The 25,279-nt window shown below is 63.0% G+C and carries 25 protein-coding genes and 1 tRNA gene; 7 read left to right on the top strand and 19 right to left on the bottom strand.

The window, feature by feature from the left end; translation table 11 throughout:
• Positions 1-21: 21 nt before the first annotated feature.
• Positions 22-1,206 (bottom strand): cation:proton antiporter, encoded by a 1,185-nt coding sequence (locus tag AC1RRC_RS05630; RefSeq protein WP_493054283.1) that lies wholly within the window; start codon positions 1,204-1,206, stop codon positions 22-24.
• 120 nt (positions 1,207-1,326) lie between these two features.
• Here AC1RRC_RS05630 and fghA point away from each other — a divergent pair, with 120 nt between their 5' ends.
• The gene (gene fghA / locus AC1RRC_RS05625) at positions 1,327-2,175 is read left to right on the top strand and encodes an S-formylglutathione hydrolase (protein WP_493054282.1); all 849 of its coding nucleotides are present in this window, start codon (positions 1,327-1,329) and stop codon (positions 2,173-2,175) included.
• Here fghA and AC1RRC_RS05620 read toward each other — a convergent pair whose 3' ends face one another.
• The 3 genes from AC1RRC_RS05620 to AC1RRC_RS05610 all read right to left on the bottom strand — a co-directional run bounded on the left by AC1RRC_RS05620 (position 2,176) and on the right by AC1RRC_RS05610 (position 4,103).
• On the bottom strand, positions 2,176-2,757 hold the full coding sequence (locus AC1RRC_RS05620; protein ID WP_493054281.1) for a DJ-1/PfpI family protein: 582 nt from the start codon (positions 2,755-2,757) through the stop codon (positions 2,176-2,178).
• Positions 2,758-2,880: 123 nt separating this feature from the next.
• The gene (locus AC1RRC_RS05615; RefSeq protein ID WP_493054280.1) at positions 2,881-3,837 is read right to left on the bottom strand and encodes a chemotaxis protein; all 957 of its coding nucleotides are present in this window, start codon (positions 3,835-3,837) and stop codon (positions 2,881-2,883) included.
• A 190-nt stretch (positions 3,838-4,027) separates the two neighbouring features.
• Positions 4,028-4,103, bottom strand: a tRNA-Gly gene (locus AC1RRC_RS05610).
• Between the two features lie 132 nt (positions 4,104-4,235).
• Here AC1RRC_RS05610 and AC1RRC_RS05605 point away from each other — a divergent pair.
• From AC1RRC_RS05605 to AC1RRC_RS05590, 4 genes are all read left to right on the top strand, one after another.
• Positions 4,236-5,867, top strand: a complete 1,632-nt coding sequence (locus AC1RRC_RS05605; protein ID WP_493054279.1) for a Na+/H+ antiporter — start codon at positions 4,236-4,238, stop codon at positions 5,865-5,867.
• A gap of 18 nt (positions 5,868-5,885) precedes the next feature.
• Positions 5,886-7,037: a sensor histidine kinase gene (locus AC1RRC_RS05600; protein WP_493054278.1), complete on the top strand. Its 1,152-nt coding sequence runs from the start codon at positions 5,886-5,888 to the stop codon at positions 7,035-7,037.
• Positions 7,025-7,765, top strand: a complete 741-nt coding sequence (locus tag AC1RRC_RS05595; protein ID WP_493054277.1) for a LytR/AlgR family response regulator transcription factor — start codon at positions 7,025-7,027, stop codon at positions 7,763-7,765. The genes AC1RRC_RS05600 and AC1RRC_RS05595 overlap by 13 nt, the downstream gene beginning before the upstream one ends.
• Before the next feature lie 115 nt (positions 7,766-7,880).
• Positions 7,881-9,074: an acyltransferase family protein gene (locus AC1RRC_RS05590; RefSeq protein WP_493054276.1), complete on the top strand. Its 1,194-nt coding sequence runs from the start codon at positions 7,881-7,883 to the stop codon at positions 9,072-9,074.
• Here AC1RRC_RS05590 and AC1RRC_RS05585 read toward each other — a convergent pair.
• Together AC1RRC_RS05585 and AC1RRC_RS05580 are read right to left on the bottom strand one after the other, a co-directional pair.
• Positions 9,071-10,000, bottom strand: coding sequence for a sensor domain-containing diguanylate cyclase (locus tag AC1RRC_RS05585; RefSeq protein WP_493054275.1), 930 nt, complete (start codon positions 9,998-10,000; stop codon positions 9,071-9,073). The two genes, AC1RRC_RS05590 and AC1RRC_RS05585, sit on opposite strands and share 4 nt — an antisense overlap.
• A gap of 46 nt (positions 10,001-10,046) precedes the next feature.
• Positions 10,047-12,536 (bottom strand): penicillin acylase family protein, encoded by a 2,490-nt coding sequence (locus AC1RRC_RS05580; RefSeq protein WP_493054274.1) that lies wholly within the window; start codon positions 12,534-12,536, stop codon positions 10,047-10,049.
• Positions 12,537-12,698: 162 nt separating this feature from the next.
• Here AC1RRC_RS05580 and AC1RRC_RS05575 point away from each other — a divergent pair, with 162 nt between their 5' ends.
• On the top strand, positions 12,699-13,220 hold the full coding sequence (locus tag AC1RRC_RS05575) for a GAF domain-containing protein (RefSeq protein ID WP_493054273.1): 522 nt from the start codon (positions 12,699-12,701) through the stop codon (positions 13,218-13,220).
• Positions 13,195-13,602, top strand: coding sequence for a response regulator (locus tag AC1RRC_RS05570; RefSeq protein ID WP_493054272.1), 408 nt, complete (start codon positions 13,195-13,197; stop codon positions 13,600-13,602). Before AC1RRC_RS05575 ends, AC1RRC_RS05570 begins: the two co-directional genes overlap by 26 nt.
• Positions 13,603-13,712: 110 nt before the next feature.
• Here the strand turns inward: AC1RRC_RS05570 and AC1RRC_RS05565 are convergent, their stop codons facing one another.
• The 13 genes from AC1RRC_RS05565 to AC1RRC_RS05505 form a co-directional block, all read right to left on the bottom strand.
• The gene (locus AC1RRC_RS05565) at positions 13,713-14,762 is read right to left on the bottom strand and encodes a flavin-nucleotide-binding protein (protein ID WP_493054271.1); all 1,050 of its coding nucleotides are present in this window, start codon (positions 14,760-14,762) and stop codon (positions 13,713-13,715) included.
• Between the two features lie 10 nt (positions 14,763-14,772).
• Entirely contained in the window at positions 14,773-15,393 is a 621-nt protein-coding gene (locus tag AC1RRC_RS05560; protein WP_493054270.1) for a glutathione S-transferase family protein, read from the bottom strand.
• Between the two features lie 108 nt (positions 15,394-15,501).
• A complete protein-coding gene (locus tag AC1RRC_RS05555) occupies positions 15,502-16,083 on the bottom strand; it encodes a hypothetical protein (protein ID WP_493054269.1) in 582 nt (193 codons plus the stop codon).
• Between the two features lie 229 nt (positions 16,084-16,312).
• Complete coding sequence (gene bluB / locus AC1RRC_RS05550) at positions 16,313-17,029, bottom strand: 5,6-dimethylbenzimidazole synthase (protein WP_493054268.1); 717 nt, start codon at positions 17,027-17,029, stop codon at positions 16,313-16,315.
• A 110-nt stretch (positions 17,030-17,139) separates the two neighbouring features.
• Positions 17,140-17,604, bottom strand: a complete 465-nt coding sequence (locus AC1RRC_RS05545) for a GNAT family N-acetyltransferase (protein ID WP_493054267.1) — start codon at positions 17,602-17,604, stop codon at positions 17,140-17,142.
• A 6-nt stretch (positions 17,605-17,610) separates the two neighbouring features.
• Positions 17,611-17,808 (bottom strand): DUF4177 domain-containing protein, encoded by a 198-nt coding sequence (locus AC1RRC_RS05540; RefSeq protein ID WP_493054266.1) that lies wholly within the window; start codon positions 17,806-17,808, stop codon positions 17,611-17,613.
• A gap of 61 nt (positions 17,809-17,869) precedes the next feature.
• Entirely contained in the window at positions 17,870-18,253 is a 384-nt protein-coding gene (locus AC1RRC_RS05535) for a hypothetical protein (RefSeq protein WP_493054265.1), read from the bottom strand.
• An 18-nt stretch (positions 18,254-18,271) separates the two neighbouring features.
• A complete protein-coding gene (locus AC1RRC_RS05530) occupies positions 18,272-19,606 on the bottom strand; it encodes a DUF3422 family protein (protein WP_493054264.1) in 1,335 nt (444 codons plus the stop codon).
• 98 nt (positions 19,607-19,704) lie between these two features.
• Complete coding sequence (locus AC1RRC_RS05525) at positions 19,705-20,646, bottom strand: LysR family transcriptional regulator (RefSeq protein WP_493054263.1); 942 nt, start codon at positions 20,644-20,646, stop codon at positions 19,705-19,707.
• A gap of 55 nt (positions 20,647-20,701) precedes the next feature.
• Positions 20,702-21,664: a glycoside hydrolase family 43 protein gene (locus AC1RRC_RS05520; RefSeq protein ID WP_493054262.1), complete on the bottom strand. Its 963-nt coding sequence runs from the start codon at positions 21,662-21,664 to the stop codon at positions 20,702-20,704.
• A gap of 20 nt (positions 21,665-21,684) precedes the next feature.
• The gene (yjfF, locus tag AC1RRC_RS05515) at positions 21,685-22,677 is read right to left on the bottom strand and encodes a galactofuranose ABC transporter, permease protein YjfF (RefSeq protein WP_493054261.1); all 993 of its coding nucleotides are present in this window, start codon (positions 22,675-22,677) and stop codon (positions 21,685-21,687) included.
• 8 nt (positions 22,678-22,685) lie between these two features.
• Positions 22,686-23,681, bottom strand: coding sequence for an ABC transporter permease (locus tag AC1RRC_RS05510; protein ID WP_493054699.1), 996 nt, complete (start codon positions 23,679-23,681; stop codon positions 22,686-22,688).
• Positions 23,682-23,734: 53 nt separating this feature from the next.
• Complete coding sequence (locus tag AC1RRC_RS05505; protein ID WP_493054260.1) at positions 23,735-25,264, bottom strand: sugar ABC transporter ATP-binding protein; 1,530 nt, start codon at positions 25,262-25,264, stop codon at positions 23,735-23,737.
• Positions 25,265-25,279: the final 15 nt, after the last annotated feature.

Raw genomic sequence — 25,279 nt, 5'->3', positions numbered from 1 at the left:
GGTTCGGCATCGGAGACTCTTTCAATGATCTTTGCTGGAAGCTTCCTTTGCCCACACCAGCGCGTACTGCGTGATGATGGGCCCGAGCACTTCCATGAACAGGGTCATGGCGGCCAGCGCGGCCAGTTCATCGACCAGTACGATGCCCATGTACTTGGTCTGTTCCAGCAACAGGATCACGAACACCGACATCGGCGCCAGCGCCACGCCGGTCAGCGCGCCCTTGCGCCATGACACGCCGCCCGGATGGGCAAACACCGCCACCGTGCCGATCTTGACGACAAAGCGCGCCAGCAACAGCGCCAGCGCCAGGCTGGCGCCGGACACCACGCGTTCCCAGTCCAGGGTGGTGACGGCAAACACAAACAGCAGCACCGCCAGCAATTCGCCGATCGCGCCGAAATTGCGCTCGGTGCGCGTGATGACGATACGCCGGTGGCGCGCCATCAGGCCGAACGTCAAGGTGGCCAGCACCGGCGACAGGTTGGCCGCATGGGCAATCGCCACCAGCGACACCACGGCCAGCGCAAACGCCACCGAGCCTTCGCGTCCGACCTGCCCCAACTGGCGCAGCACGGCCGGCACGATCACACCCAGCACCGCGCCCATCACGGCCGACGCCAGTAATTCAATCGCGCTGTGCGACACCGCCTGCGCCAGGCTGCCGGACGTGCGGAACACCCACACCCCCACCACCACCTTGAACACGAACACGGCCAGCACGCAATTGATGGCGACCAGGTGCAGCACCCGTTCCGTCACCTGGCCCGAACTGTTTTGCTCGTTAATCACGCGCAGCACACCGGCCGGCGAAGTCGACATCGCCAGCGACGCCAGCAGCGCGCACGTCAACGGCGGCATGCCGGCCGCATGGCTGATCGCATAGACCACGGCAAAAGTCATGGCCGATTCGGCCAGGCCGGTCAGCGCGATCCACGGATTGATGCGTAGCCAGTGCAGGTTGATGCGGTAGCCGAACTCGAACAGGATCAGGCCGAAGGCGACGTTGGCGAGCAAGGTCACGGGACTGGAACTGTCACTGACGTACAGGTCCGGGAAAGCTTGTGCGACCGCGAAACCGACCAGGCCATAGACACTGATGCGGGGCACGTTGATCCAGCGATGGATGATTTCGCCAGCCAGCCAGGCCAGCGCAATTGCAAACGGCCATGCAAGCTCGGCGGACAGGACCAGGATATCTGGCATGTTCCCTCCTTGCAAAAAATCTGACTGAACTGTAGGTGATCGAAAGCAATCGTGTCGCACCGTTGGACGGCGGCTACTTGTACAATCGCTGCCAACTGCACTCAATTTGAAGGGAAAACCATGCTACAGCTGCTGAACGAACATCCGTGCTTTGGCGGGGTCCAGCGCTTTTACCAGACCGCCAGCGCGGCCATCGGCTTGCCGATGCGCTTTGCCGCCTACATTCCGCCGCATGCGGACGGCGTGCGCCTGCCGGTGCTGTTTTACCTGGCTGGCCTGACCTGCACCGAAGAGACGTTTGTCACCAAGGCTGGCGCGCAGCGCATCGCCGCGGAACTGGGCATGATCCTGATTGCCCCCGATACCAGTCCGCGCGGCGCGGGCGTGGCCGGTGAAGCCGACGCGTGGGATTTCGGCGTGGGCGCCGGCTTTTATATCGATGCGTCGCAGGCGCCGTGGAGCACGCACTACCGCATGTACAGCCATATCCTGGAATTGCGCGACCTGGTGGCGAACGAATTGCCGGCCGATGCGGACCGCGTCGGCATCTTCGGGCATTCGATGGGCGGCCATGGCGCGCTGACCATTGCGTTGAAGCGGCCGGACTTGTTCCGCTCCGTGTCCGCCTTGGCACCGATTGCCGCGCCGGCGCGCTGCCCGTGGGGGCGCAAGGCTTTTACGGGATACCTGGGGAACGATGAAAGCGCATGGCTGCAGCATGACGCCAGCGCGCTGATGGCATCGTTGCACACGCCGTTCCCGCACGGGATCCTGATCGACCAGGGATTAGGGGACAAATTCCTGGCCGAGCAATTGCACCCGGAAGCGTTCGAGGAAGCGTGCCGTGGCGCCGCGCAGCCGCTGCAATTGCGGCGGCATGCGGGCTATGACCACGGCTACTACTTTATTTCCACCTTCATGGAAGACCATTTGCGCTTCCATGCGCAAAACCTGGCGTTCAATACCTGATTACAGCTTGATTTCCGTGCCCAGCTTTTGCAGCAACTGGGCCAACCATTGCGGATGCGCCGGCCATGCCGGCGCGGTGACGAACTGGCCATCGGTGACGGCGCCATCGATGGGAATATCGGCATAGTCTGCACCGGCCATTTTGACTTCCGGCGCGCAGGCTGGATAAGCGGATATCCTCTTGCCCCGGATGACATCGGCCGCCGCCAGCAATTGCGCGCCATGGCAAATCGCCGCGATCGGTTTGCCCGCCTTGGCAAACCCCTGTACCAACTCAATGACCTTGCCGTTCAGGCGCAGGTACTCGGGGGCGCGGCCGCCGGCCACCACCAGCGCATCATAAGCGGCAACTTCCACCCGGTCGAAATCGGCGTTCAGCGCAAACTGGTGGCCCGGTTTTTCCGTGTACGTCTGGTCGCCTTCGAAATCATGAATCGCGGTCTTGACCTTGTCGCCACTCTTCTTGCCCGGGCAAACCGCATGCACGGTATGGCCCACCATCAGCAGTGCCTGGAACGGCACCATCGTTTCGTAATCCTCGGCAAAATCGCCGGTCAACAACAGGACTTTTTTCGCAGCCACGGCCATCTCCTATCAGGGTTGAACAAGCGCCCCAATGATAGACCGGCCAGCGAAATCATGCCTAAAAAACAAAAAAGGCGGCAGGTATGCACCCTGCCGCCTTTTGAACCTGAAGTAAGGACTTTATTTGTTCAGCACTTTGCGGATGGTTTCCGCCAAGTCTTCCGCGACGAATTTCGCCACATACGCATCGGCGCCCACACCCTTGACGTGGTCTTCGTTGGTCTTGCCGGACAGCGAAGAATGGATCACCACGGGAATCTTCGAGAAACGCGCATCCTGCTTGACCAGGCGGGTCAGGGTGAAGCCATCCATTTCCGGCATTTCCAGGTCGGTCAGGATCAGCGCGACGCGCTCATCAATGCTGATGCCTTCGGCCTTGCAACCATCGGCGATGTGATTGAGCTTGTCCCACGCTTCCTTGCCGGACTTGGTCATCGCATACGGCGCACCCATCGCGTTCAAGCCTTGCTCGATCAGGCTGCGCGCGACCACGGAGTCGTCGGCGGCCAGGATGATGGTGCCGGGTTTCAGCAACAGTTTCGGGCCGATGGTGTCCGGATCGACGTCCTTGCCTTCGGTCGGGATCATCTTGCGCAAGATGGTTTCCACGTCCAGCACCTGCGCCAGGCGGGTGTTGTTGACATCGCCGTCGAGGCGGGCAATCGAGGTCACCATGCCGCCGGCGGTGCTGCCTTCCGCCGACAAGACCTGGCCCCAGTCAAGGCGCACGATTTCATCCACGGATTCCACCGCGAACGCTTGCGTGGTGCGGGCAAATTCCGTCACCAGCATGATGTTCAGACCGGTCTTCGGCTTGACGCCGACAATCGCGGGCAAGTCCATCACGGAAATGATCTGGCCTCGCAAATTGACCACGCCCAGCATATGGGCAGACGATCCCGCCACGGCCGTCACTTCCGGCATCGCGACGATTTCGCGGATCTTGAAGACGTTAATACCGTACAGCTCCGAATGGTCGCCATTGGCATCGCAGCCCAGGCGGAACAGCAGCAGTTCAAACTTGTTGGAATTGGTTAAGTTACTGCGTTCGTCAATTTCTTGTTGAACTGAATTCATGTGTGATTTCTCCGTCGGGGCTCTCAAGGTACTGATAGCGGCAGGGCTCCAGTATAACGAGATTGCCTTGCATCACGGAACATTTCGGCTCTGGCGTCATGGATGAGAAGCGCGCGCACAACACCAGCGTGGCGGACAACGTGACTGAAAAGCAAAAAGGCGGCCATAAAGGCTGCCTTTTCTGAAATTCTGGAGCGGGAGAAGAGTCTCGAACTCTCGACCTCAACCTTGGCAAGGTTGCGCTCTACCAACTGAGCTACTCCCGCTTGGGAGGCCGCATTATGCCAGCCCCGAAAAAAAATTACCAGAGCAAAATGAAAGTCACCCGGCCATGTGGCGGCAAGGCAAGCTTGCTGCCTTTATAATGCAAGCTTCTTTCCCTCTCGCAAAACCTTGGAATGGAAGCAATCGAAACAGTCCTGGCGATGTTGCTGGCCGTGGTAGCCAGTGCTTACCTGGTGCGGCTGCTGCCGGTCGGCGTGCCGCTGCCGCTGGTGCAGATCGGCCTGGGCTTCCTGATCGCCGCCTTTTCCACGCATGGCATTGCACTCGACCCGGAATTCTTTTTCCTGCTGTTCCTGCCGCCCCTGCTGTTCCTCGATGGCTGGCGCATCCCCAAGACCGGGCTGCTGCGCGACAAGGCCGTGATCCTGGAACTGGCGCTCGGCCTGGTGATTTTCACGGTGCTGGGCGCGGGCTTGCTGATCCATTTGCTGATTCCCGCCATGCCGCTGCCGGTCGCGTTTGCGCTGGCCGCGATCGTCTCGCCGACCGACCCGGTCGCGGTGTCCGCGATTGCCGCGCGCACCCCGATCCCGAAGCGCCTGATGCACATCCTCGAAGGCGAATCGCTGTTGAACGATGCCAGCGGCCTGGTGTGCTTCCGCTTTGCCGTGCTGGCCGCCACCACCGGCGCGTTTTCACTGGCTTCCGCCACACTGACCTTCGTGTGGCTGGTGGTGGGCGGCATTTGCATGGGCGTGACGGTCACGGCCGGCATCACGTGGATCCAGCGCTGGCTGACCAGCCACTTTGGCGAACCGGCCGGCTCGCCGATCCTGGTCAACCTGTTGATGCCGTTCGGCGCCTACCTGGCGGCCGAACATGTGCACGCCTCGGGCATCCTGGCGGCCGTGGCGGCCGGCGTCGCCATGAGTTACGTGGAACTGAGCGGCCACGCGCACGCGGCCACCCGCATCCAGCGCTCGGCCGTCTGGGATACCGTACAGTTTTCACTGAACGGCGTGATGTTCGTGCTGCTGGGCGAACAACTGCCCCATATTTTAAAAGGCGCGCGCGCCTCGCTGGAAGACGTCGGCCACGTGAATTCCTGGTGGCTGGTGCTGTATGCGTTTGCCATCAGCTTCGGCTTGATGGCGTTGCGTTTCATCTGGGTCTGGGCCACGCTGCGCCTGACTTTATATAAGAAAAGCCGCTCCGGCGAAGCAGCGGAACGGCCGCACTGGCGCCTGCTGCTGGCCACCTCGCTGGCCGGCGTGCGCGGCGCCATCACCCTGGCCGGTGTCATGACCTTGCCGCTGGTGCTGCCCAATGGCCAGGAATTCCCGGCCCGCGACCTGACGATATTCCTGGCCAGCGCCGTGATCCTGATTTCGCTGGTGGCCGCCAGCATCGGCTTGCCGCGCTTGCTGCGCGGCATGGAATTCCCGGAAGAGCCTTACCATCAACAGGAAGAAGACCGGGCCCGCGAAGTGGCGGCCAATGCGGCGATTGCCGCCATCGAGCGCGCGCAAATCGACCTGATGTCCACCAGCGTCGAGCCCGACCTGTATCCACAGGCGGCCAGCCGCGTCATCGCGCTCTATAAGCACCGGCTGGAAGAACATGCGGAACAGGACGAGGGCCGCCGCTACCGCAAGATGGATAATGCGGAAAAGGAATTGCGGGTGGCCGCGCTGGCGGCCGAGCGCAAGGCGATTTACAACCTGGCCCGCCATGGCCATATTTCCGATGAGATTTCGCGCAAGCTGGTGCGCGAAGTCGATTTGTCTGAAGCGCGCTTCCGCTGACCGGACGGGGTTACCGACATGTTCAGCCGCCGCACCTTCTATGCCGTACTGGCCGCGTGGCTGCTGTTCTGGGGCCTGATGATCGTCACGGCGGTGTTCGACATGCTGCGCGACGGCGAATCGGGCTTGTGGAAACCCGTGCTGTGGGAAAGCTCGTCGGCGCTGACCGCCACCACCCTGCTACTGTTGCAGCGCCGCTATACCCGCCAGTATGACCACTTGCTGGGCCAGCCATTGCGCTGGTTTGGCCGCCAGTTGTGGTGGGCGCCGGTGTATTGGGCCGCGTTCGTACCGATCGCGTTTGCCATCCGCCACGGCGTCTATGCGCTGGCGGGTGATACGTACACCCATGGCAGCTGGGGACAAACTTTCCTGTATGAAGACATCAAGATCACGGTCTTCTTCGGCATCTTTGTCGTGATCCAGTTCGGCTTGCTGTCGTACCGCGCGCTGATGGAGGAAAAAGTCCGGGCCGAACAGGCGGCCAGCCTGCTGCGCCAGGCGCAGTTGCAGCAATTGACGCAGCAAATGCAGCCGCACTTCCTGTTCAATGCGCTCAACACGATTTCTTCGCTGATCCACACCGATGCCGACCGCGCCGACACCCTGCTGGTGCGCCTGTCCGACATGCTGCGCGCCACCCTCGTCTATGGCGACCGCCAGCAGGCGCCGCTGGCCGAAGAACTCAAGCTGTTGCGCGGTTATGCGCAATTGATGGGCGAGCGCTTTGCCGACCGCGTGCAAATCGCCTGGCATATCGATGACGCGGTGCTGGCCTGCGCGGTGCCGCCGATGAGCATGCAGCCGTTGCTGGAAAACGTGTTCAAGCACACGGTCGAACAGCGCCGCCAGCCGGTGTGCATCACGGTGGCGGCGCTGCGCGATGGCGAACAACTGGTGCTGCGCATAGAAGATGACTGCGGGCGCCTCGCGGTGGACGCCGCCGCATCGGCGCCGGTTCCCGGGCCGGGGCATGCCATGGCGCCAGCCGGGAGCGTGGCAGCGGCGGCGACGGAGACCGGCGCGGCGCATCCGGCGCCAGGCGGCGTCGGACTACGCAACCTGCGCCAGCGCCTGGCCGCCTTGCACGGCGATGCCGCCACCTTGAAACTGCTGCAACTGGAGCCTGCCGGCGTGCGGGCGGAAATGCGATTGCCATGCGCGTACTGATTGTCGATGACGAGCGTCCCGCGCGGGACAAGCTGCGCCGCCTGCTGGCGCGGGAAACCGGCATCAGCGCCATCGAAGAAGCGCGCGACGGCGTGGAAGCGCTGCAACTGGCGACCAGCTTTGCCCCCGACGTGCTGTTCCTCGATATCCAGATGCCGGAAGTGGGTGGCTTCGACGTGGCGGCTTCGCTGCCCTCGCCTGCCCCGCTGGTGGTGTTCGTCACCGCTTACGATGAATATGCGGTGCGCGCGTTTGATGCGTGCGCGGTCGATTACCTGTTGAAACCCTATGACGGCGAGCGCTTGCAGCGTGCGGTGCAGCGGGTGCGCGAGCGGCTGGCCGCGCGCCGCCCGGCAAGTGCGGCGCCCGATACCGCCGCGCCACTCGCGGGCCAGCCGGTGCGCCAGTTGCTGGTGACCGAGCGCGGCGTCACGCGGATCGTCAAGGCGGAAGACATCGCGTGGCTGGAAACCGCCGACAATTACGTGGCGCTGCATACCCGCTCGGGCAGCCCGCTGCTGCGGCAAACCCTGTCCGCGCTGCTGGACAGCCTGGGCCCCGCCTTCATCCGTTGCCACCGGCGCGCCGCCGTGCGGGTGGCGGCGGTGGCCAGTGTGGTGGTGGATGACAAGGGCGACGGCGATTTGCTGCTGGCGGACGGCGGCAAGGCGCCACTGAGCCGGCAACACCGCGCGGCGGTCATGGCGGCATTGGCTGGCGGGACGTGAATCTGCCCGGGGCTCCGGTTCGCCCCAGCGCTCCCCCGCTTCGCCCCATACCGCTCGCCGCGGCCCGGCCCGCCCCTTATGCTGGCGTTAATACAACTGCCACCCGGACCTTGCCATGCACACTACTCCGCAACGCCTGTACTTCCTCGACTGGATCCGCATCGCCGCCTTTTTCCTGCTGGTGCTGTACCACACCGGCATGTATTACGTAACGTGGGACTGGCACGTGAAAAGTCCCCATGCCAGCCACACCATTGAAGCCTTCATGATGCTGTCGTCGCCATGGCGCATGAGTTTATTGTTCCTGGCGTCCGGCGTGGCCGCGGCCTTCCTGCTGAACAAGGCGGGGGCTGGAAAATTCATGCGCCAGCGCAGCTTCCGCCTGCTGGTGCCGCTGGTGTTCGGCATGTTCGCGATCGTGCCGCCGCAACCGTATTTTGAAGTGGTGGAAAAAGTCGCCTACCAGGGCAGCTACCTGGACTTCATGAAATTGTATGTGCAGGCCTATCACGGTTTTTGCCGGGGCACGGATTGCCTGGACTTGCCGACCTGGAACCACCTGTGGTTCCTGCCTTACCTGTGGGTGTATTGCCTGTTGCTGGGCGCGCTGGTGGCCGTGCTGGGACAGGCGCGCTGGCAAAAATTCGGTACTGCCACTGCGGAATTCCTGTCCGGCTGGAAGCTGGTGCTGTTGCCGGTTGCGGTGCTGGCAATCGGCCGCCTGGCGCTGCTGACCCAATATCCGCATACCAACAACCTGGTGGTGGACTGGCATAACCACGCCACGTATTTCCCGGTCTTCCTGCTGGGCGCACTGGTGGCCTTCAACAGCGCGTTCTGGCAGCGCGTGGCGGCGCTGCGCTTTGCGGCGCTGGGCACGGCGCTCGGCGGCTGGGCCATCCTGGTGTCGTATTACGCGATCGCCGAACACTTGCAGCCGGAGCAGCTCGAAGGGTGGCGCGAAGCGCAGCGCGTGCTGTATGCGCTGGTCCAGTGGAGCGCGATCCTGGCGGTATGCGGCTTCGGCCACCGCCACCTGCAATTCGACAGCGCCAAACGGCGCTACCTGGCACAGGCCGTGTTCCCCGTGTATATCCTGCACCAGACGCTGATCGTGGTGTTTTCACAGGCACTGAAACCCGCCAGCCTTCCGCCGGCACTGGAAGGGGTCATGCTGGTGGTGCTGACCTTGTCGGCCAGCTTCGGGATCTTTGAAGTGGTGCGGCGGGTGCCGCTGCTGCGGCCATTGTTTGGGTTGGGGAGGGAAGCGCAACCGGCGCGGATTGCGCCGGTGAGCATGGCTGCCTAATTCAACAACTTCCGCGAGCGCTTGGTCCGGTACATTTCCGCATCGGCCAAGGCAAACGCTTCATGCAAATCAAAGCCCGGCTTGCGCATCGCCATCCCGGTCGATGCCTTCACATCATGCAACGCCATCTTGGCCTGCATGCGTTGCAGCAGCGCTTGCGCATCGTAGTAATCGCACTCCACCAGCAGCATGGCGAATTCATCGCCGCCCAGCCGGGCAATCACGTCGGAACTACGCGTCAGCGAGGCGATCACCTGGGAGGCGCGCACCAGCAACGCGTCGCCCGCGCCATGGCCCTGGGTATCGTTGGTGAGCTTGAGTTCATCGAGGTCGATCGACACCACGCAGGCCGGATGGCCGTAACGGGCGCAGCGCTCCTCTTCGCGCGTGAGCAGCATGCTCCAGCCGCGCCGGTTGTACAGCCCCGTCAATTCGTCCCGCGTGGCTTCGAGTTCGGCGCGCTCGGCGCGGCGGCGCGCATCGGCGGCGGCCAGTTCCGCGTTCAGCAGGCTGCTCAGCATTCCCACCATCAATTGCAGCATCGGCTGTTCCTTGGCGATGTCGGCGGGCTGCGGCTGGGGATCGATCGCGCACAGGGTGCCGAACAGCGAACCGTCCGCCCGCAACAGTGGCAGGCCGACATAGGCGCCGATATCGACTTGCTGTCCGATCGGCGCCGAGGCGTACGCCTCCACCAGGCGCGCGTCCGGCGCCACGTTCGGGCCTTCGCCCCGCACCATGCGGGAACAGTAGGAATCACTCCAGCGGAAAACCTGGCCTGGCTTGACGCCGTAGCCATGGTCATTGGTGGACAGGACGATCCAGTCATCGCCTTCCGTGCGTGTCACCATCCACAGCTGGAATCCCAGGCGTTCATGCAGGAATTCCATGCACGCTTTCGAAGCGCTGGCGAAATCATTGATCATGACGGCTTCCCCTTCCACAATCTTATGATTTCGTCATTATGCACCGCTATTTAACAAAAGTAAGCAGGTGTTTGGTTGGCCCAGGCAACAATGGCGTGGCCTTGCCACTGACCCAGTCGCCGTGGCCGGCCAGGAAATACGGCGACAGCGGGTGCCCGCTCTGGCCGCCCGGCATGTTGAAGATACCCCGCTCTTCGTGGCCCGGTGTCACCACCATGCGCTCGGACTGGCCAAATTTCGCGCCGCTCACGCGCGGCATGTGCGAGTCGCCCGGCATCGGATCGGCCGGCGCCGACAGCCAGCGGCGCAGCGCCGGCACCGCGTTGGCAATCGGGTGCACGATGATTTGCTGGTTGCGCGCGCCCCAGGTGGCATCGGACAGTTTCTTGCCATCCTTGGTCATTTCCGCCACGGCCCGGTCCAGCGCAGCCAGTTGCAAGTCTTTCCAGCTGGCATATTGCTGCGGCAGCCAGCCGGCCGGCTGCTCATCCAGCAGACGCGCCACCACCACCGGCCAGCGGTTCGACGCCGCCACCATGTCGGATTTTTCCACCAGCTTGGCCAGTTCAACGTTGGCGCCGCCATACAGGTTTTCATACAGCGCCCACATATAGTTCCGGGCAATGCGGTAGCCGACCGACTCCACGCTGGCCCGTCCGGACCAGCTCTTTTCCAGCAGGGCCTTGGCTTCCTGGCGTTTCGGATTGCCGGCCATCGCTGGCGCGTCGAGCAGCGCCAGCGCGCGGTCGCGCCACGCGCTCATGAACAACGCGCGGTCGTCGAGCGCCACGCTGTAGACGCCCTGCTCATCGGTTTTCGCGCCCAGCGCCGCCACGCTGTCGCGCACCTGGCGGGCGCGGGGTCCCATGTCGAAGCCGCCATCGCCCAGCACGTCGGCGCCCGCCCCTTGCAACTGGCGGCTGTTGGCGGTGCTGATCTGGCCACCGGCCGGATTGCGCACTTGCGGATACGCGGCGGGCGCCAGTAACCCCTGCCAGCCCGCCTGCGCATTGTCCGCCGTCAGCGGGAACGAAGCGGCAAAGCCGGGCTGCGCGCGTTTCGGCAGCGCGCCGGCAATGGTCCAGCCGATATTGCCGGTGCTGTCGCCCGCCACGAAGTTTTGCGCCGGGATGCCCATGTTGGCGGCAATCGCCAGCGCATCATCCAGGGTATTGGCCCCTTCCAGCTTCATGCCGTTGAAATTCACCGCGCCCGGGGTATGCGCGACCCAGTGCAAGGCATAGCTGCGGCTGGCCGCGCCGGCCCCCACCTGGCGCACCGGGCCCAGCGACGTTTCCGTGACCTTGAACGGATCGGCCGGCGCGCCCTTGACCAGGATGGGCTCATCATGGACCACCGGCTTTTCCCAGCCCGCAGGTGTCCGCACTTCGCCGGGACGGGAAGCATCGGTTTCCAGCGCCACCAGGTCGAGGAAATCGCCATAGGCGTTGGTGAAACTCCATGCCACGTGGCCATTGCTGCCGACGATCATCATCGGCGTGCCCGGCAGGGTGACGCCCACCACGCGGCGCGAATCGCTCTGGTGCGGCACCATCAGCACCGCGCGGTACCAGATGTGCGGCAATTGCAATCCCAGGTGCATGTCGTCGGATACGATCGCGCCGCCATCCTTGCTGCGGCTGCCCGCCACGGCCCAGTTATTACTGCCGACCATGCCGGTGTATTCCGGCCCGCCGGCCTGGGCCATGCCGTACAGTTCACCCGCTCCGGACTGGGCGACGGCGCGGGTTGCGCCGGGTTGCGCGCCATTTTGCGCCAGGCGCTTGCTGTCGGCCGGGCCAGGTTTGCCCCACCAGGCGGGCGCCTGGGCCGGGAATGGCGCGGGCGTGGCCGGGATCCCGGCCGCATCGAGCGGCGTATCCCACGGGGTCGATTGCGGCAGCAGCACCGCCAATTGTTCCGGCGTGGTGTGTTCCTTCACCCAGCCGCGCGCCAGTTCCCGCGCTTCCTGCGCGCCCTGCAGATCAAAGAACATGGCCCAGCCCACCAGCAGCGAATCGGCCGCGCTCCAGGGCCGGGGCGCCATGCCCACCAGGCCATATTCGAATGGACGGGCACCCAGCTGGTTCAAGCCATCATTGACGCCGGCCACATAGCGGTCCAGCAGCGCGCGTTCGGCGGACGGCATCGCATTGACCATCTGCTGCGCGCGGGCGCGGAAGCGGTGCAGCCGGTGTTCCTTATCGAGCGGCAGCGCCTTCGGGCCAAACAGTTCAGCCAATTCACCGGCGGCCGAGCGGCGCAGCAAATCCATCTGGAAGTAGCGCTCCTGCGCATGGACGAAACCGGTGGCGTAAGCAATGTCGTTGCGGTTGCTGCCGGTGATGGTGGGCACGCCCTGGCCATCGCGCGCGATCGACACGTCGGCCGCCAGGCCAGGCACCGTGCGCCGCCCATCGAGTTGCGCCAGGCTGCCGCGCAGGAAGAACCAGAGCGTCAGCGCCGCCAGCGCAATCAACACCATCAAACCCAGCACAATGCGCTTGATCCACGTCCCCAGTCCCGCCTTTTGCATACCATCCCTCGTTATCGTTATTACAGCGGGAATATTGCCAGAAGTCCAATGTGAATGGGGCGCCAATTTTGTAACCTGCAGCCCACACGCGACAGGGCCGCTGTTTTTAATTTGCCCCGCTTTCCTGTTACAGTGACCACATCGAAACCGGTACGTCTTGCCATGATCGCCGCCCCCACCCCGGACAATGAAGCCGAACGCCTCGCGGCCCTGTATGCGCTGCTGATCCTCGACACGCCGCGCGAAGAACGGTTCGACCGTGTCGTGGAATTTGCCGCGGCTGAATTCGATGTGCCGATCGCGCTGATCTCGCTGATCGACAGTGAGCGTCAATGGTTTAAATCCAATGTGGGGCTGACCGCGTGCGAGACCGGCCGCGACGTCTCATTCTGCGGCCACGCCATCATGCGCGGCGACATCATGGTGATTGCCGATGCCGCCGCCGACGTCCGCTTTGCCGATAACCCGCTGGTGACCGGCAGCCCGCATATCCGCTTTTATGCCGGCGCGCCGCTGATCACGCCGCAAGGCTATGCCCTGGGAACGCTGTGCATCATCGACACCAAGCCGCGCCAGCTGGACGATATCGAGATGGCGATCCTGTCGACCCTGCGCGGCCTGGTCATGCAAGAGTTGCAGTCACCGCAAGGAGACGCCGATGCCCGAGCGCAAGCCACAGGATAACCATGTACTGCTGGTGGAGCCGCAAGCCATGCTGCGGCGGACCGTGGCGCTGACCGCCCGGTCACTGGGCATGGCGCAGATCCATGAAGCGGCCAGCATCGCGCTTGCGCGGCAAATCCTGCGCCAGCGTCCCTTCGACGGCGCCATTATCGCGGTCGATGATGGCGACGCCGTGCATGACCTGGGATTGCTGGACCAGGTGCGCGGCGGCGAGTCGGCATCGTCGCCGCACATCCCGATTGCCGTCATGGCGGACAATTGCACCGGCGAACAGTTGGCGCAGTTAAAGGAACGGCAAGTGGCGCGGGTGATCGTCAAGCCGTTCAGGGCGAAAATACTGCTGGAGGCGCTGGCGTCGCTGGCGCGGCAAAAGCCGGATTGATGTCCATCGTTCTTCACGCGGCTCATATTCCGGCAGGGCGGTTGCGGTCTTGGCCGGAGCCGCCATGCAGGCGTCCCAGGCGGCGCATCGGCGGCTTTGTAAAAGCCGCCCTACCGACTCCACGTCCCGGTACGTAACGTCGCCGGTGACATGCCGCCGTCCTGCGCCACCCACCGCAGCCCCAGCGCCCGCCGCCGCCACACGACCTTGCGCGGCACAAAACGCCAGTAACGCTGCGCACCCTGCACCGCGCGGCCCGGCAAGCTGTCCAGCAGTTGCACGTCCCCTGTCATCTGCAGCAAATCCCCGCTGTCGAAATCCACGAACACCAGCCCCGCGCGTGGATTGACTAGAAAATTGCCCAGGGTATTGAAAAACAGGTTGCCGGCAAATTCCGGCACCGTCAGTGCACCGTCTTGCCCCACGCGCACGAACCCGGGCCGGCCGCCCCGGTGCGACACATCGACTTGCCGCTGTTCGCCGGACAAGTCCGCATAAGACGCCACATAAAACGAATCGGCTTGCATCACCAGCTGCCTGGCTGCGTCGTCCACCGCTGGCAGCCATTGCGCCGGTACGGGCACGGTGTTCGTTAATTGAAAATCGCGCAATTGTATGTATTGCGGGCAATTGCCGAACGATTGCAGCACGTCGATCCGCGCCGGCCCATCCACGGCGCGCCGCAGCACGCCATTCATGCGGTTGCGGCGGCGCGTGTGCAATTCCATGCCCAGCAGCGCGACACTGTTGCCATCGTCCAGCCCCGCGTCGGCCGGATCGTCCGGCACACGTGGCAAGTGCACTTCCAGCACCTGCGGATCGGGCGAGTGCATAAAGCCCGGCCCGCCAGCGCGCAACGTGGCCCACACATCCCCGTTGCCATCGACCGTACCCAGCACGGCAAACGGCAACTGGGCAAAAAACTCGCGGTGCTGGTCCGGCATATGGGAGCGCACGACCTTGCGCCCCACGCTGTCCATCCGCTCCGCCACGCCTTCCCGCTGCTGCATGGCGACTTCACCGGCATGCCACGGCGATGGCGGTTCGCTGCTGGCTGCCGCCACGGCCGGGACAGCGGCAGGCGCCGGGGCCGCGCACGCTGGCGCGGCAGGCATTGCTGCGGAAGGTTGCGGCACGGCGCTGTTGACTGTCCCGTCCATGGCCGCCTCCTTATGCCGCCAGGCCGACCGGCGACACCGCCATCGGCACGAAGCCCGGCAGTGCTTCGATCCGCGCCAGCCATGCCTGCACGTTGACATAGGCAGACAAGTCCACGTTGCCTTCCGGTGCGCGGGCGATATAGCTGTACAGCGCCACATCGGCGATGGTCGGGTGGCTGGCATCGAGGTCGGCAATCCAGGGGCGGCCGGCGAGTTCCGCATCGACCAGTGCCAGGATGCGGTGCGCGCGGGCGATCATTTCCGTCGGATCGACATCGCGGCCAAACAGTTGCACCACGCGGGCGGCGGCCGGCCCATGGGCGATTTCCCCCGCCGCCACCGACAGCCAGCGCTGCACGCGCGCTTCCGCCAGCGCACCTTGCGGCAGCCAGTCGGTGCGCCCTTCGCGGCGCGCCAGATAAACCAGAATGGCATTCGAATCCGGCACGACCACGCCATTGTCATCGAGCACCGGTAACTGGCCGAAGCTGTTCAGGCGGAGGAATTCCGGGGTTTTATGCTCGCCCTTGAGCAAATCCACTACGACCAGTTCATGCTGCAAACCCAGCAGAGAAAGGAACAGACGGGCGCGGTGCACGTGGCCGGACAGGGGGTGATGGTACAGTTTCATCGGTCATCTCCTTGGTGGTTGGATAGACCTCAGTGTGGATTATTCCGGGATTGCAGAGAATATCTGCCACGTGCAATTCACTATTCCATTTACTGGAATGCCCATTCCTTACTCAAAATCCTCCAGCCGGATGCGGAACTTGCGCCGTTCCGGCAAGTCCCAACCCGGCTGTTGCTCTCGGCAGCGCGCTGCCGGTTGCGTGACGGGGTCCTGTGATACGGGAGCCTTCCCGGCAGTGGCAGGGGCTGGTTGAGCAGGCGCATTGCGGGCTTCATCCGCCATCAGCTGCGCACGCAATCTGCCGGCAATCTGCCATTTCTTGTCTTCAGGACGCTTGATGTACAAGTCGCGCCACGCATTGCGCACGGTCCGCGCAAATGAGCGTGCAAATTGGTTCGGTGTGACCGAACGCCCGTCGTGAATGATTTGATCGCCGACCACTCGCGCGTAATTCGGTTCGCCATGGCTCCATGTGCGCAAGCACGTCCCCTCCGGCAGAAACAGCATCTTCCATTGATAGCCGCGTATTTCTGGACCGGCAGGTGTCTTGCCGGTTTGCGCTTGCAGCCAGCTCCACAATGCTTCAGTCGCGGCGCGATCAACGGTGATTGGGTCACGGCGAGTTTTCAGGTACGCCAGAAATTCGAGGAGCAGGGTCTGGGGTACCTCCACAGTCACTCTGGTAAACATGCTTCACCTCCTGTCTCTTTTGGATTGTTCATGCCTCTTTTGATCTCCTTTTTTGGAAAAGGTTCAAAAGAAGATGAAAGGAGACAGGAAGAGACAGGTTTGGGAGACGGTTTACCAGAGGGAGCCGAGAGGGAGTTACCCTCCCCGTTCACTCCCTGCGGCAAGTCTGTCGTCAGCCAGGCTCAATATCCAGCCGCACCGGTTGCGGCTGCACGCCTACGCGCCCGGACTATGCCGCCGGGTTCAGGTCACGCAGGGCGTCTTGCAGCGGACCGTCGTTGAGCGCCCGCCCCCAGCCATTGCCATGCACCAGCTGTTGCAACGGCAAGCGCGCGCGCCAGCCCTTGGCTTCCAGTTCCGGCTGTGTCAAAAACTCGCTGACATACCCCACGCACAGGTACGCCACCGGATACACGTTGTCCGGCAAGTTCAGGGTGGCCGCCAGTTCTTGCTGGTCGAGGATGCTGACCCAGCCCACGCCAATGCCTTCCGCGCGCGCCGCCAGCCACAGGTTTTGCACGGCCAGGCATACGCTGAACAAATCCATTTCCATCACGGAGTTGCGGCCCAAGACATGCGGCCCGCCACGGCTGCGGTCGCACGTGATGCACAGGTTGAGCGGGCTCTCGAGGATCCCCTCGAGCTTCAGGCGCTTGTACAGCGCGGCTTGGTCGCCCGCGTAGTTGTCCAATGCCTTCTGGTTTTCCCGCTCAAAGATGGCGCGCACTTGCTGGCGCACCGGTACGCTGTCGATGACGATGAAATCCCATGGCTGCATGAAGCCGACCGACGGCGCGTGGTGCGCCGCTTGCAGCAGGCGCGCCAGCACGTCGGGCGGCACCGGGTCGGGCAGGAATTGCGAGCGGACGTCGCGGCGTTCGCGGATGGCGCGGTACAGGCCGTGGCGTTCGGCGTCGGAGAAAGCTTCGGGGGCGGCAGTCATCATGAGGATCGTGTGGTTGCGGCAAGGCGCGCGAGGCGGGCATTATGCCGCATGCGGCGATGAGGCGGGCGAAAGGATGGGGCCTGTTTCATCGCCGCCGATGGCATGGCGTTTTATAAGGCAAGGGCCAGGAATTGGGTTCCCGGAACCGGGTTATAGCTGACAGCGTCCGCCGGCAAGAAGCCCAGCGACAGGTACAACTGCTGCGCAGCCTGAAACTCCGGCAGCACATCCAGGCACATCTTCGTGTAGCCCGCATGCCGGGCTTCGCGGATCATGGTTTCAACCAGTTCCCGGCCCAGGTTGTTGCCCCTGGCGGCAGGCCGCACATAAACCCGCTTGAGTTCGCAAGTGTCGTGATCGACCCGGCGCAGCGCCGCGCAACCCACCACGGATGCGCCGCGCCACGCCAGCAAAATCCGCCCATCCGGCTCGGCATACTTGCCCGGCAGCGCGGCGAATTCAGTTTCAAAGTCTTGAAACCCGAGGTCGACTGTCGGGCTGGCAACGTATTCGCGGAAGATCGCGATGACTTCGGCAAGATCGTCGGGAAACCCCGCATGGCGAATGGAAACCATCGGTTCCTACAACGCTTCGCGCTTAAAGACAGCGACAATCTCGCGGCTGGCGCCCTGGTACGTGTTGGTATCGAAAACCGACATCAGATTCCAGCCCAACTGGCCGTACTGGTTGAGCAGCGCATCCAGGGCAGTGGTATCGACGATGCCGCCAAGAAAGCCTTTTGCCTCAATTTTTACAGTCTTGTATTCCCACTTCTGCATCGCCATCCTTTAAGTAATCATTTTCAAAATGGCAATTCTACATGGAAACCTGCCGATGGCTTTACCTGGCGTAGCCCCATCCCGCGTCACGCTCCCAAACGAAGGCAATCGCGCCCAGCACAAACCCAAGGAACCAGGTCTGCACCTGCAATGGCGCAAAGCTGAGAAATGCGATCCCTAATCCGTAGGCAGCATACGAGTTGACCGCCACGTCGGCAACCATGATCGCCATCGTCAACACGAGTCCAAGATTGCGCCGCTTCCATAACAGGACAAGTGCAATGAAATCCAGCAGCGCCAGGGATGTCCAGAACGCGTTAATTGGAAACGGCATGTCGCCGTAAGGGAAAAGACCTCCCTGGGCGATATCCATCCAATGCGACGTGCCGCCTGAGGCAAGGCACAGTGAAAAGAGAACCAGGATAATACGCGCGGAATTTGCCATGCAAAAATAGTACGTCCCTTACGCCGTATGCAAGCGCTTATGCATATTCCGCAGCGACAGCCACACGCCGCCCAGCACCAGCGGCACCGCAAACCCGATCACCACGTCCGGATTGCCGATGACGCCGGCCGCCTTGATGGCCTTGGTCGAATAGCCGATCAGGCCCACCACGTAATACGAAATCGCCGCGACCGACAAACCTTCCACCGCCTGTTGCAAGCGCAATTGCTGCGCCGCGCGGCGGTTCATCGATTGCAGGATCTTGCGGTTTTGCTGTTCCTGGATGATGCCCACGCGGGTGCGCAGCAAGTCATTGGTGTTGGCCACCCGGCGCGCCAGCGCTTCCTGCCGCGCCGCCACCGCTTCACAGGTATTCATGGCCGGCGTCAAGCGGCGGTCCATGAATTCGGCCACGTTGGGGATGCCTTCGATGCGGATTTCGCGCAATTCGTCGATGCGCGCATGCACCAGGCGGAAATACGCTTTGGACGCAGAAAAGCGGTAACTGGTTTCCAGCGACAGTTTTTCTATGCGCGCCGCCAACCGGGTAATTTCACCCAGCAGCTTTTGCTCCATCGCGCCATCGCCCATGCCATCTTCGATTTGCGCGGCGTCGGTTTGCACCATCGCCCCCGCCAGGGTCACCAGCTCGCCCTCGATCGCATTCAATGCCGGCGCCGCCTGCTGCGCCTGCGGCAGGCCCAGCAGCGCAAACATGCGGTAGGTTTCAATTTCCAGCACCCGCTGCACCAGGCGGCCCGCCTGCTGCGCGCGCATGCCGACGTCGCGGATCACGAAGCGGGAAAAGCCGTCCGACTGGATCGCGAAGTCGGTATACACTTCGCCGCCCTGCATGACCTGGCTGCCGGCCATGGTATTGCCTTCAAAAATACGCTGCAGCGATTCCAGTTCCGCACCGCCACGCGCCAGCGCCACGTGCGCCGCCACCATCAGGCGGCCTTTCAGGGTCAGCAGCCATTCCTGCGGCAAATGCGTCACCGGCATGTGCTCGAACGCTTCCTCGGTCGAATATTCCAGGTCCGGGCGCAGTGCGAACGTGTAGGTGGAAAACTCGGTGTGGCATTCCCACTTCAGGCGGAAGCGGCCGAAGTCGTGATAGAAGTATTTGGCTTCATCGGCCGGCGACGCCACGCCGAAATGCTTGCACAGCGCATTGAGCGTCTTGTGGTGGCTGTGGCCATTCGGCGCGCCGGCGCCCAGGTCCGGGTTGCGGTAAATCGCGAAGTGCGAAATCAGCTCCGGCGCTTCGAGCTTCATGAAAGGACGCGAGTGGATTTCCGCGGCAAGCGGCACGCGCATGGCGTGGTTCAGGCTGGAATAAACAATGGTCATGGGGCGGCGGAGTGATGTGTGGATGCCCGGCATGAAAGGTCCGGCACCCAACTGTTTAATTTGTGGATGCCCGGCCTGAAGGCCCGGCACCCAACTATTCAGTAGATTTCCTTGGCGGCGTTGCGGACGGCGCGCAAAAGCAGGTCGGCGCCGGGCGACAATAAGTGGTCTTGCTGGCGAATCAAACCGAAAGCATCCATTTTAAATGGCAGCTCCACGGGCAGGATGCGCAAAATATTCAGCGATTCATAATAGCGCGCCACTTCCAGCGGCATCACGTGCAAGGAATCGGTCTGGTGCAGCAGCGGGGTCACCACCAGCATTTCCGTGGTGTCGACCACGTTGCTCGGCGGTTCCAGGCTGGCGCGGCGGAACATCATGTCGAAACGGTGGCGCATGATGGAACCGGGCGGCGGCAAGATCCACGGCTGGGCCGCGATATCGGCCAGTTTCAGATCCGTGCGCTCCTGCAGCGGGTGGGCCGGACGGGCCACCGCGCAAGCCGGTTCTTCCGTCAATTCCTCGTAGATCAGCCCTTCCGAGCCTTCTTTTTCAAGAATGCGGCCGATCATGAAATCGAGGTTGCCGTGCTGGAGCATGCCCATCAGCACGTTCGACGGCTGCACGTGCACGCCAATGCGCAGCAGCGGCGCCTGTTGTTTGACCTTGGCGATCGCCTGCGGCAGCAAGGCCATGGCCGGCGTCATGATGACGCCCACTTCCACCTGGCCGACCAGGCCGGCCTTGAGCGCCAGCACATCGTCATGCGCCAGCGACAGGCTGGTCAGCGCCATGCGCGCATGGCGGATCATGGTCTCGCCGTAAATCGTGGGTTCCATGCCGCGCGGCAGCCGGTCGAACAGCCGCACATCGAGCATTTCCTCGAGGTCCTTGATTTGCTTGGAGGCCGCCGGCTGCGTCATATGCAGCGCTTCCGCGGCACGGTGGATATTGCGATGTTCGTCCAGCGCGATCAATAACAGCAACTGGCGGGTTTTCAGCCTGGCGCGCAGGAACCAGTTCGGGTTGAGGGTATCCATTAAGACATAATATCATTGCCGATATCAATCCTGCACAATATCGGCAATGTCGATATCACCCTTGACAGCCCGGTGCGGGATTGGCGGCCGGTCCTTCCGCCGTTTGCGGGATAAAGCGGATCGTGCCGTCGGGATTGTAATGCAATTCCTCGACCGCCACCGAGCGCCGGTACTCGCCGCCGCCGGGCAGCTTGTCGTTATGGTAGAAGATGTACGATTTGCCGTTGAATTCGACGATCGCCTGGTGAATGGTTTTCACCTTTTCATTCTTGTCCATGATGACGCCGCGATAGGTCCACGGGCCGGTGGCGCTCGGGCCGGTCGAGTACGCGGTGAGTTCCGGGAATTCGCGCGACCACGATAAATAATATGTGTTCCCGCGCCGGTGCAGGTAGGACGCCTCCGTGAAGTGCGGCACCGCCACCGAGTGGATCGGACCGTCGAACTCGATCATGTTCGGTTTCAGCTTCACGTAGCGCATGATCTGGTTACCCCAGTACAGGTAAGCCTGGCCATCCTTGTCGATGAACACGGCCGGATCGATGTCGTCCCATGAGATATCGGTATCCTTGGTCATGTCATTGGTGATGATGGCCGTGCCGCGCGCATCCTTGAACGGGCCGGTCGGGCTGTCCGAAACCGCCACCCCGATCGCCTTACCCGGCTTGTCCTTGTGCTCCACCGTCGCATAGAAGTAATACTTGCCATTGCGCTTGGTGACGTCGGCGGCCCAGGCGTCGGCCTTGGCCCAGGCAAAGGTTTGCACGTTCAGCGGCACGCCGTGCGCTTTCCAGTTCTTCATGTCGCACGAAGAATAGACGCGCCATTCCTTCATCAGGTAATCCTTATCGTCCGCCTTGGCCTCATCGCGGCCAACGTACAGGTAGACGCGGTTGCCGTCCACCAGCGCCGCCGGGTCGGCTGTGTAGATATCGGAAAACAGCGGGTTGGCCGCCATTGCAGGGGCGCACAGCGCCAGGCCGGCTACAGCGGTAGCCAGCACGGATTTTTTTAACATGGGGTCTCCTTGGGGTATTTTTAATTATTCTTGGCGCGCATGCTTAACAGGCGCTGCACTACGCAAAACACGAACAGCAAGCCGCCGATGACGATCTTGGTCCACCACGAACTGAGGGTGCCATCAAACGCGATCAGGGTCTGGATCACGCCGAGGATCAGCACACCGGACAGCGCGCCGGCCACATAGCCGTAGCCGCCCGCCAGCAAGGTGCCGCCAATCACGACCGCCGCGATCGCGTCCAGTTCCGTGCCCTGCGCATGCAAGCCATAACCGGACAGCATGTAGAACGCAAACAGCAAACCACCCAGCGCCGCGCAAAAACCGGACAGCGCGTAAATCGCCACGCGGGTGCGGCCCACGGCCAGTCCCATCATATGGGCCGACTGTTCATTGCCGCCAATCGCATAGACGGCACGGCCAAACGGCGTGCAATGGCAGACATAAATCGCCACCGCCAGCAGCGCCAGCGCAATCACGGCACCCGGCGACAGGAAGCCGCCAAAGAACGGCAACTGGGTTTGCGACATGGCGACAAACAGCGGATCGTCAATCGTGATCGATTCAATGCTGATCAGGTAGCACAGGCCGCGCGCCAAAAACATGCCGGCCAGGGTGACAATGAACGCCTGCAGCTTGAAGTAATGAATCAGCGCGCCCTGCGCCGCGCCAAACAAGGCGCCCAGCGCCAGCACGGCAATCACCACCACCACCGGCGGATACCCCGCGCGCAGCAGCGCGGCGGCAATCATGGTGGTCAGCGCCAGCACCGACCCCACCGACAGGTCGATGCCGCCAGACAGGATCACAAAGCTCATGCCGATCGCCAGCACCAGCAAAAACGCGTTATCGATCAGCAGGTTCAAGACCACCTGCATCGACAGGAAGCCGGGATACGCCGCGGCGCCCGCGCCGAACAGCAGCACCAGCAACACCACGGTGACCAGCGGCGTGAAGGATGGCGCCGCCATCAGGGCGCGCCATGGCGATGGCGCTTGCATATTCACTGACATACCCGCGCTCATACGCCCCTCCGCGTGACCAATTGTTTGAATTCGGCGGACTGCGACAGGCACACCAGGAATACCACGATGGATTTAACGACCATGTTGACTTCGGGCGGGACGCCCAGCGAATAAATGGTATAGGTCAGCGTCTGGATGATCAGCGCGCCGAGGATGCTGCCGGCCAGGCTGAATTTGCCCCCGGCCAGCGACGTGCCGCCCAGCGTGACCGCCAGGATCGCGTCGAGTTCCAGCAGCAAGCCCGCATTGTTGGCGTCCGCGCTCTTGATGTTGGAACTGATCATCAGGCCCGCCAGGCCCGCGCAGGCCGCGCAGAACACGTAGACAAACAGGATCAGCGTGCCGGTCTTGACGCCAGCCAGCCGCGCGGCCACCGGGTTGATGCCAACCGACTGGATAAACAGGCCCAGCGCCGTCTTGCGCATCAGGAACGCCAGCACGCCGACCACCGCCGCCACCACGAACAGCGAGAATGGCAAGCCCGCCAGATAGCCGCCGCCGAGGAAGAAATAGGGCTGGTAATACACGGTGACGATCTGGCCATCGGTCAGCAATTGCGCCAGGCCCCGGCCCGCCACCATCAGGATCAGGGTGGCGACGATCGGCTGCAAGCCCAGCGTGGAGACCAATAAACCATTCCACAGGCCGCACAGCAGCGCCGCGCCCATGGCCGCCGCCAGGGCAAACATCAGCGAATTCGCCGGCGTCATGTCGCCGCCGACCAGCATCGCGGCCATGGTGCCGGACAAGGCCACCACCGCGCCGACGGAAATGTCGATGCCGCGCGTGGCAATCACCAGGGTCATGCCCAGCGCCGCCAGCATCAGCGGCGCCGCGCGGTTGATGATGTCAACCACGGAGCCGTACAAGTGGCCATCCTTCCACTCCAGGCGGAAAAAGCCGGGAATGAAAATCAGGTCGATCAGCAGCAGCGTCAGCAGCGCGGCGGCAGGTTTTATCAGGGGGTGTTTCAGCAACTGTTGCATGGTCATGGCCGGCGCCGGCGCAAGCGCGGCGATCGCTAAATTGTTTGGCGCGGGAGCGTTCATACCGTCTCTCCCGCGATGGCTTGCAGCACACTGCTGTCATTGAGTTCGCCCCGGCGGTATTCGCCGCAAGCCTTGCGGTCGCGCATGATGACCATGCGGTCGGACGTGCGCACCACTTCCGGCAATTCCGATGAAATAAACAGCACCGACATGCCATCCTTGCACAGCGACGTCACGTAATCCATGATTTCCTCCTTGGCGCGGATATCGATGCCGCGCGTCGGTTCATCGAGGATCATGAGTTTCGGCTGCGTCGCCAGCCAGCGCGCCAGCAGCACTTTCTGCTGGTTACCGCCGGACAGCGTGCCGATCGGCGTCTCGATGCCGGCGGTCTTGATGCCGAGCCAGCGCACATAATCCTGCGCCAGTTCCTGCTGGCGCTTCATCGGGATCGCGCGCCACATGCCGGCCCGCGCCTGCATTGCCAGGATCAGGTTTTCCCGCACCGACAGCGACAGAATCGCGCCTTCCAGCTTGCGGTCTTCCGAACAGAAGCCGATGCCGGCCTCGATCGCTTCGCGCGGATTGGCAAACGCCGACGCGCCAGCGCGGCCATCGATCGTGATGGAACCGCTGTCGGCCTTGTCCGCGCCAAACAGCAGGCGCGCCAGTTCCGTGCGGCCGGAGCCGAGCAAGCCGCACAGGCCCAGTACTTCGCCTTTGCGGATCGTCAGATTGGTGGCGGTGAGCGCGCCACGGCGGCCCAGTTCTCGGGTTTCCAACAAGGTTTCAGCCGCCGCCGGCAGCGGCGCCGCCACCGGAGCGGTGTCATCGCGCAGCGGCGCGGCATGGTCGGCCGCACCGATCATCTTGTTGACCAGCGCCAGGCGCGACAGCTCGCTGCACGGGTATTCCCCTTCCAGCTGGCCGTTGCGCATCACGGTGATGCGGTCGGAAATCGCGTACGTCTGGTCCAGGAAGTGCGTGACGAACAAAATCGCCATGCCCTGCTCGCGCAGCTTGCGCAGCACGGAAAACAGCAACTGCACTTCGGCTTCATCGAGGCTGGACGTGGGCTCGTCGAGGATCAGCACTTTCGCCTGCACATTGAGCGCGCGGGAAATCGCCACCATTTGCTGGATCGCCAGCGGGTAGACCGACAGCGGCTGCGACACGTCGATATCGACCTGCAGTTGCCGCAGCATGCGCGCCGCGTCCTCGCGCATCTTTTTCCACTGGATGGCGCCAAAGCGGCGCGGGTAGCGTCCAATGAAAATGTTTTCCGCCACCGACAGGTTCGGGCACAGGTTGACTTCCTGGTAGACCGTGGAAATGCCCAGATCTTGCGCTTCCAGCGTGGAGCGCGGCGCGATCGGCCGCCCCTCCAGCAGGATGCTGCCCTGCTCCGGCGTGTAGACGCCGGTCAGCACCTTGATCAGGGTCGATTTGCCGGCGCCGTTCTGGCCCATCAGGGTGTGCACTTCGCCGGGAAACAGGCGCAAGCCCGCATCGGTGAGCGCTTTCACGCCCGGGAACTCTTTATGAATGCCGGTCAGTTCCAGGACCGGCTTGGTGTTATCCGCCACTGCGTAACCTTGGGC

Source organism: Pseudoduganella sp. GW821-FHT12E03 (assembly GCF_058807115.1).
The sequence above is the reverse complement of the archived record's forward strand: the minus strand, read 5'-3'. Positions and strand labels throughout refer to the sequence as shown.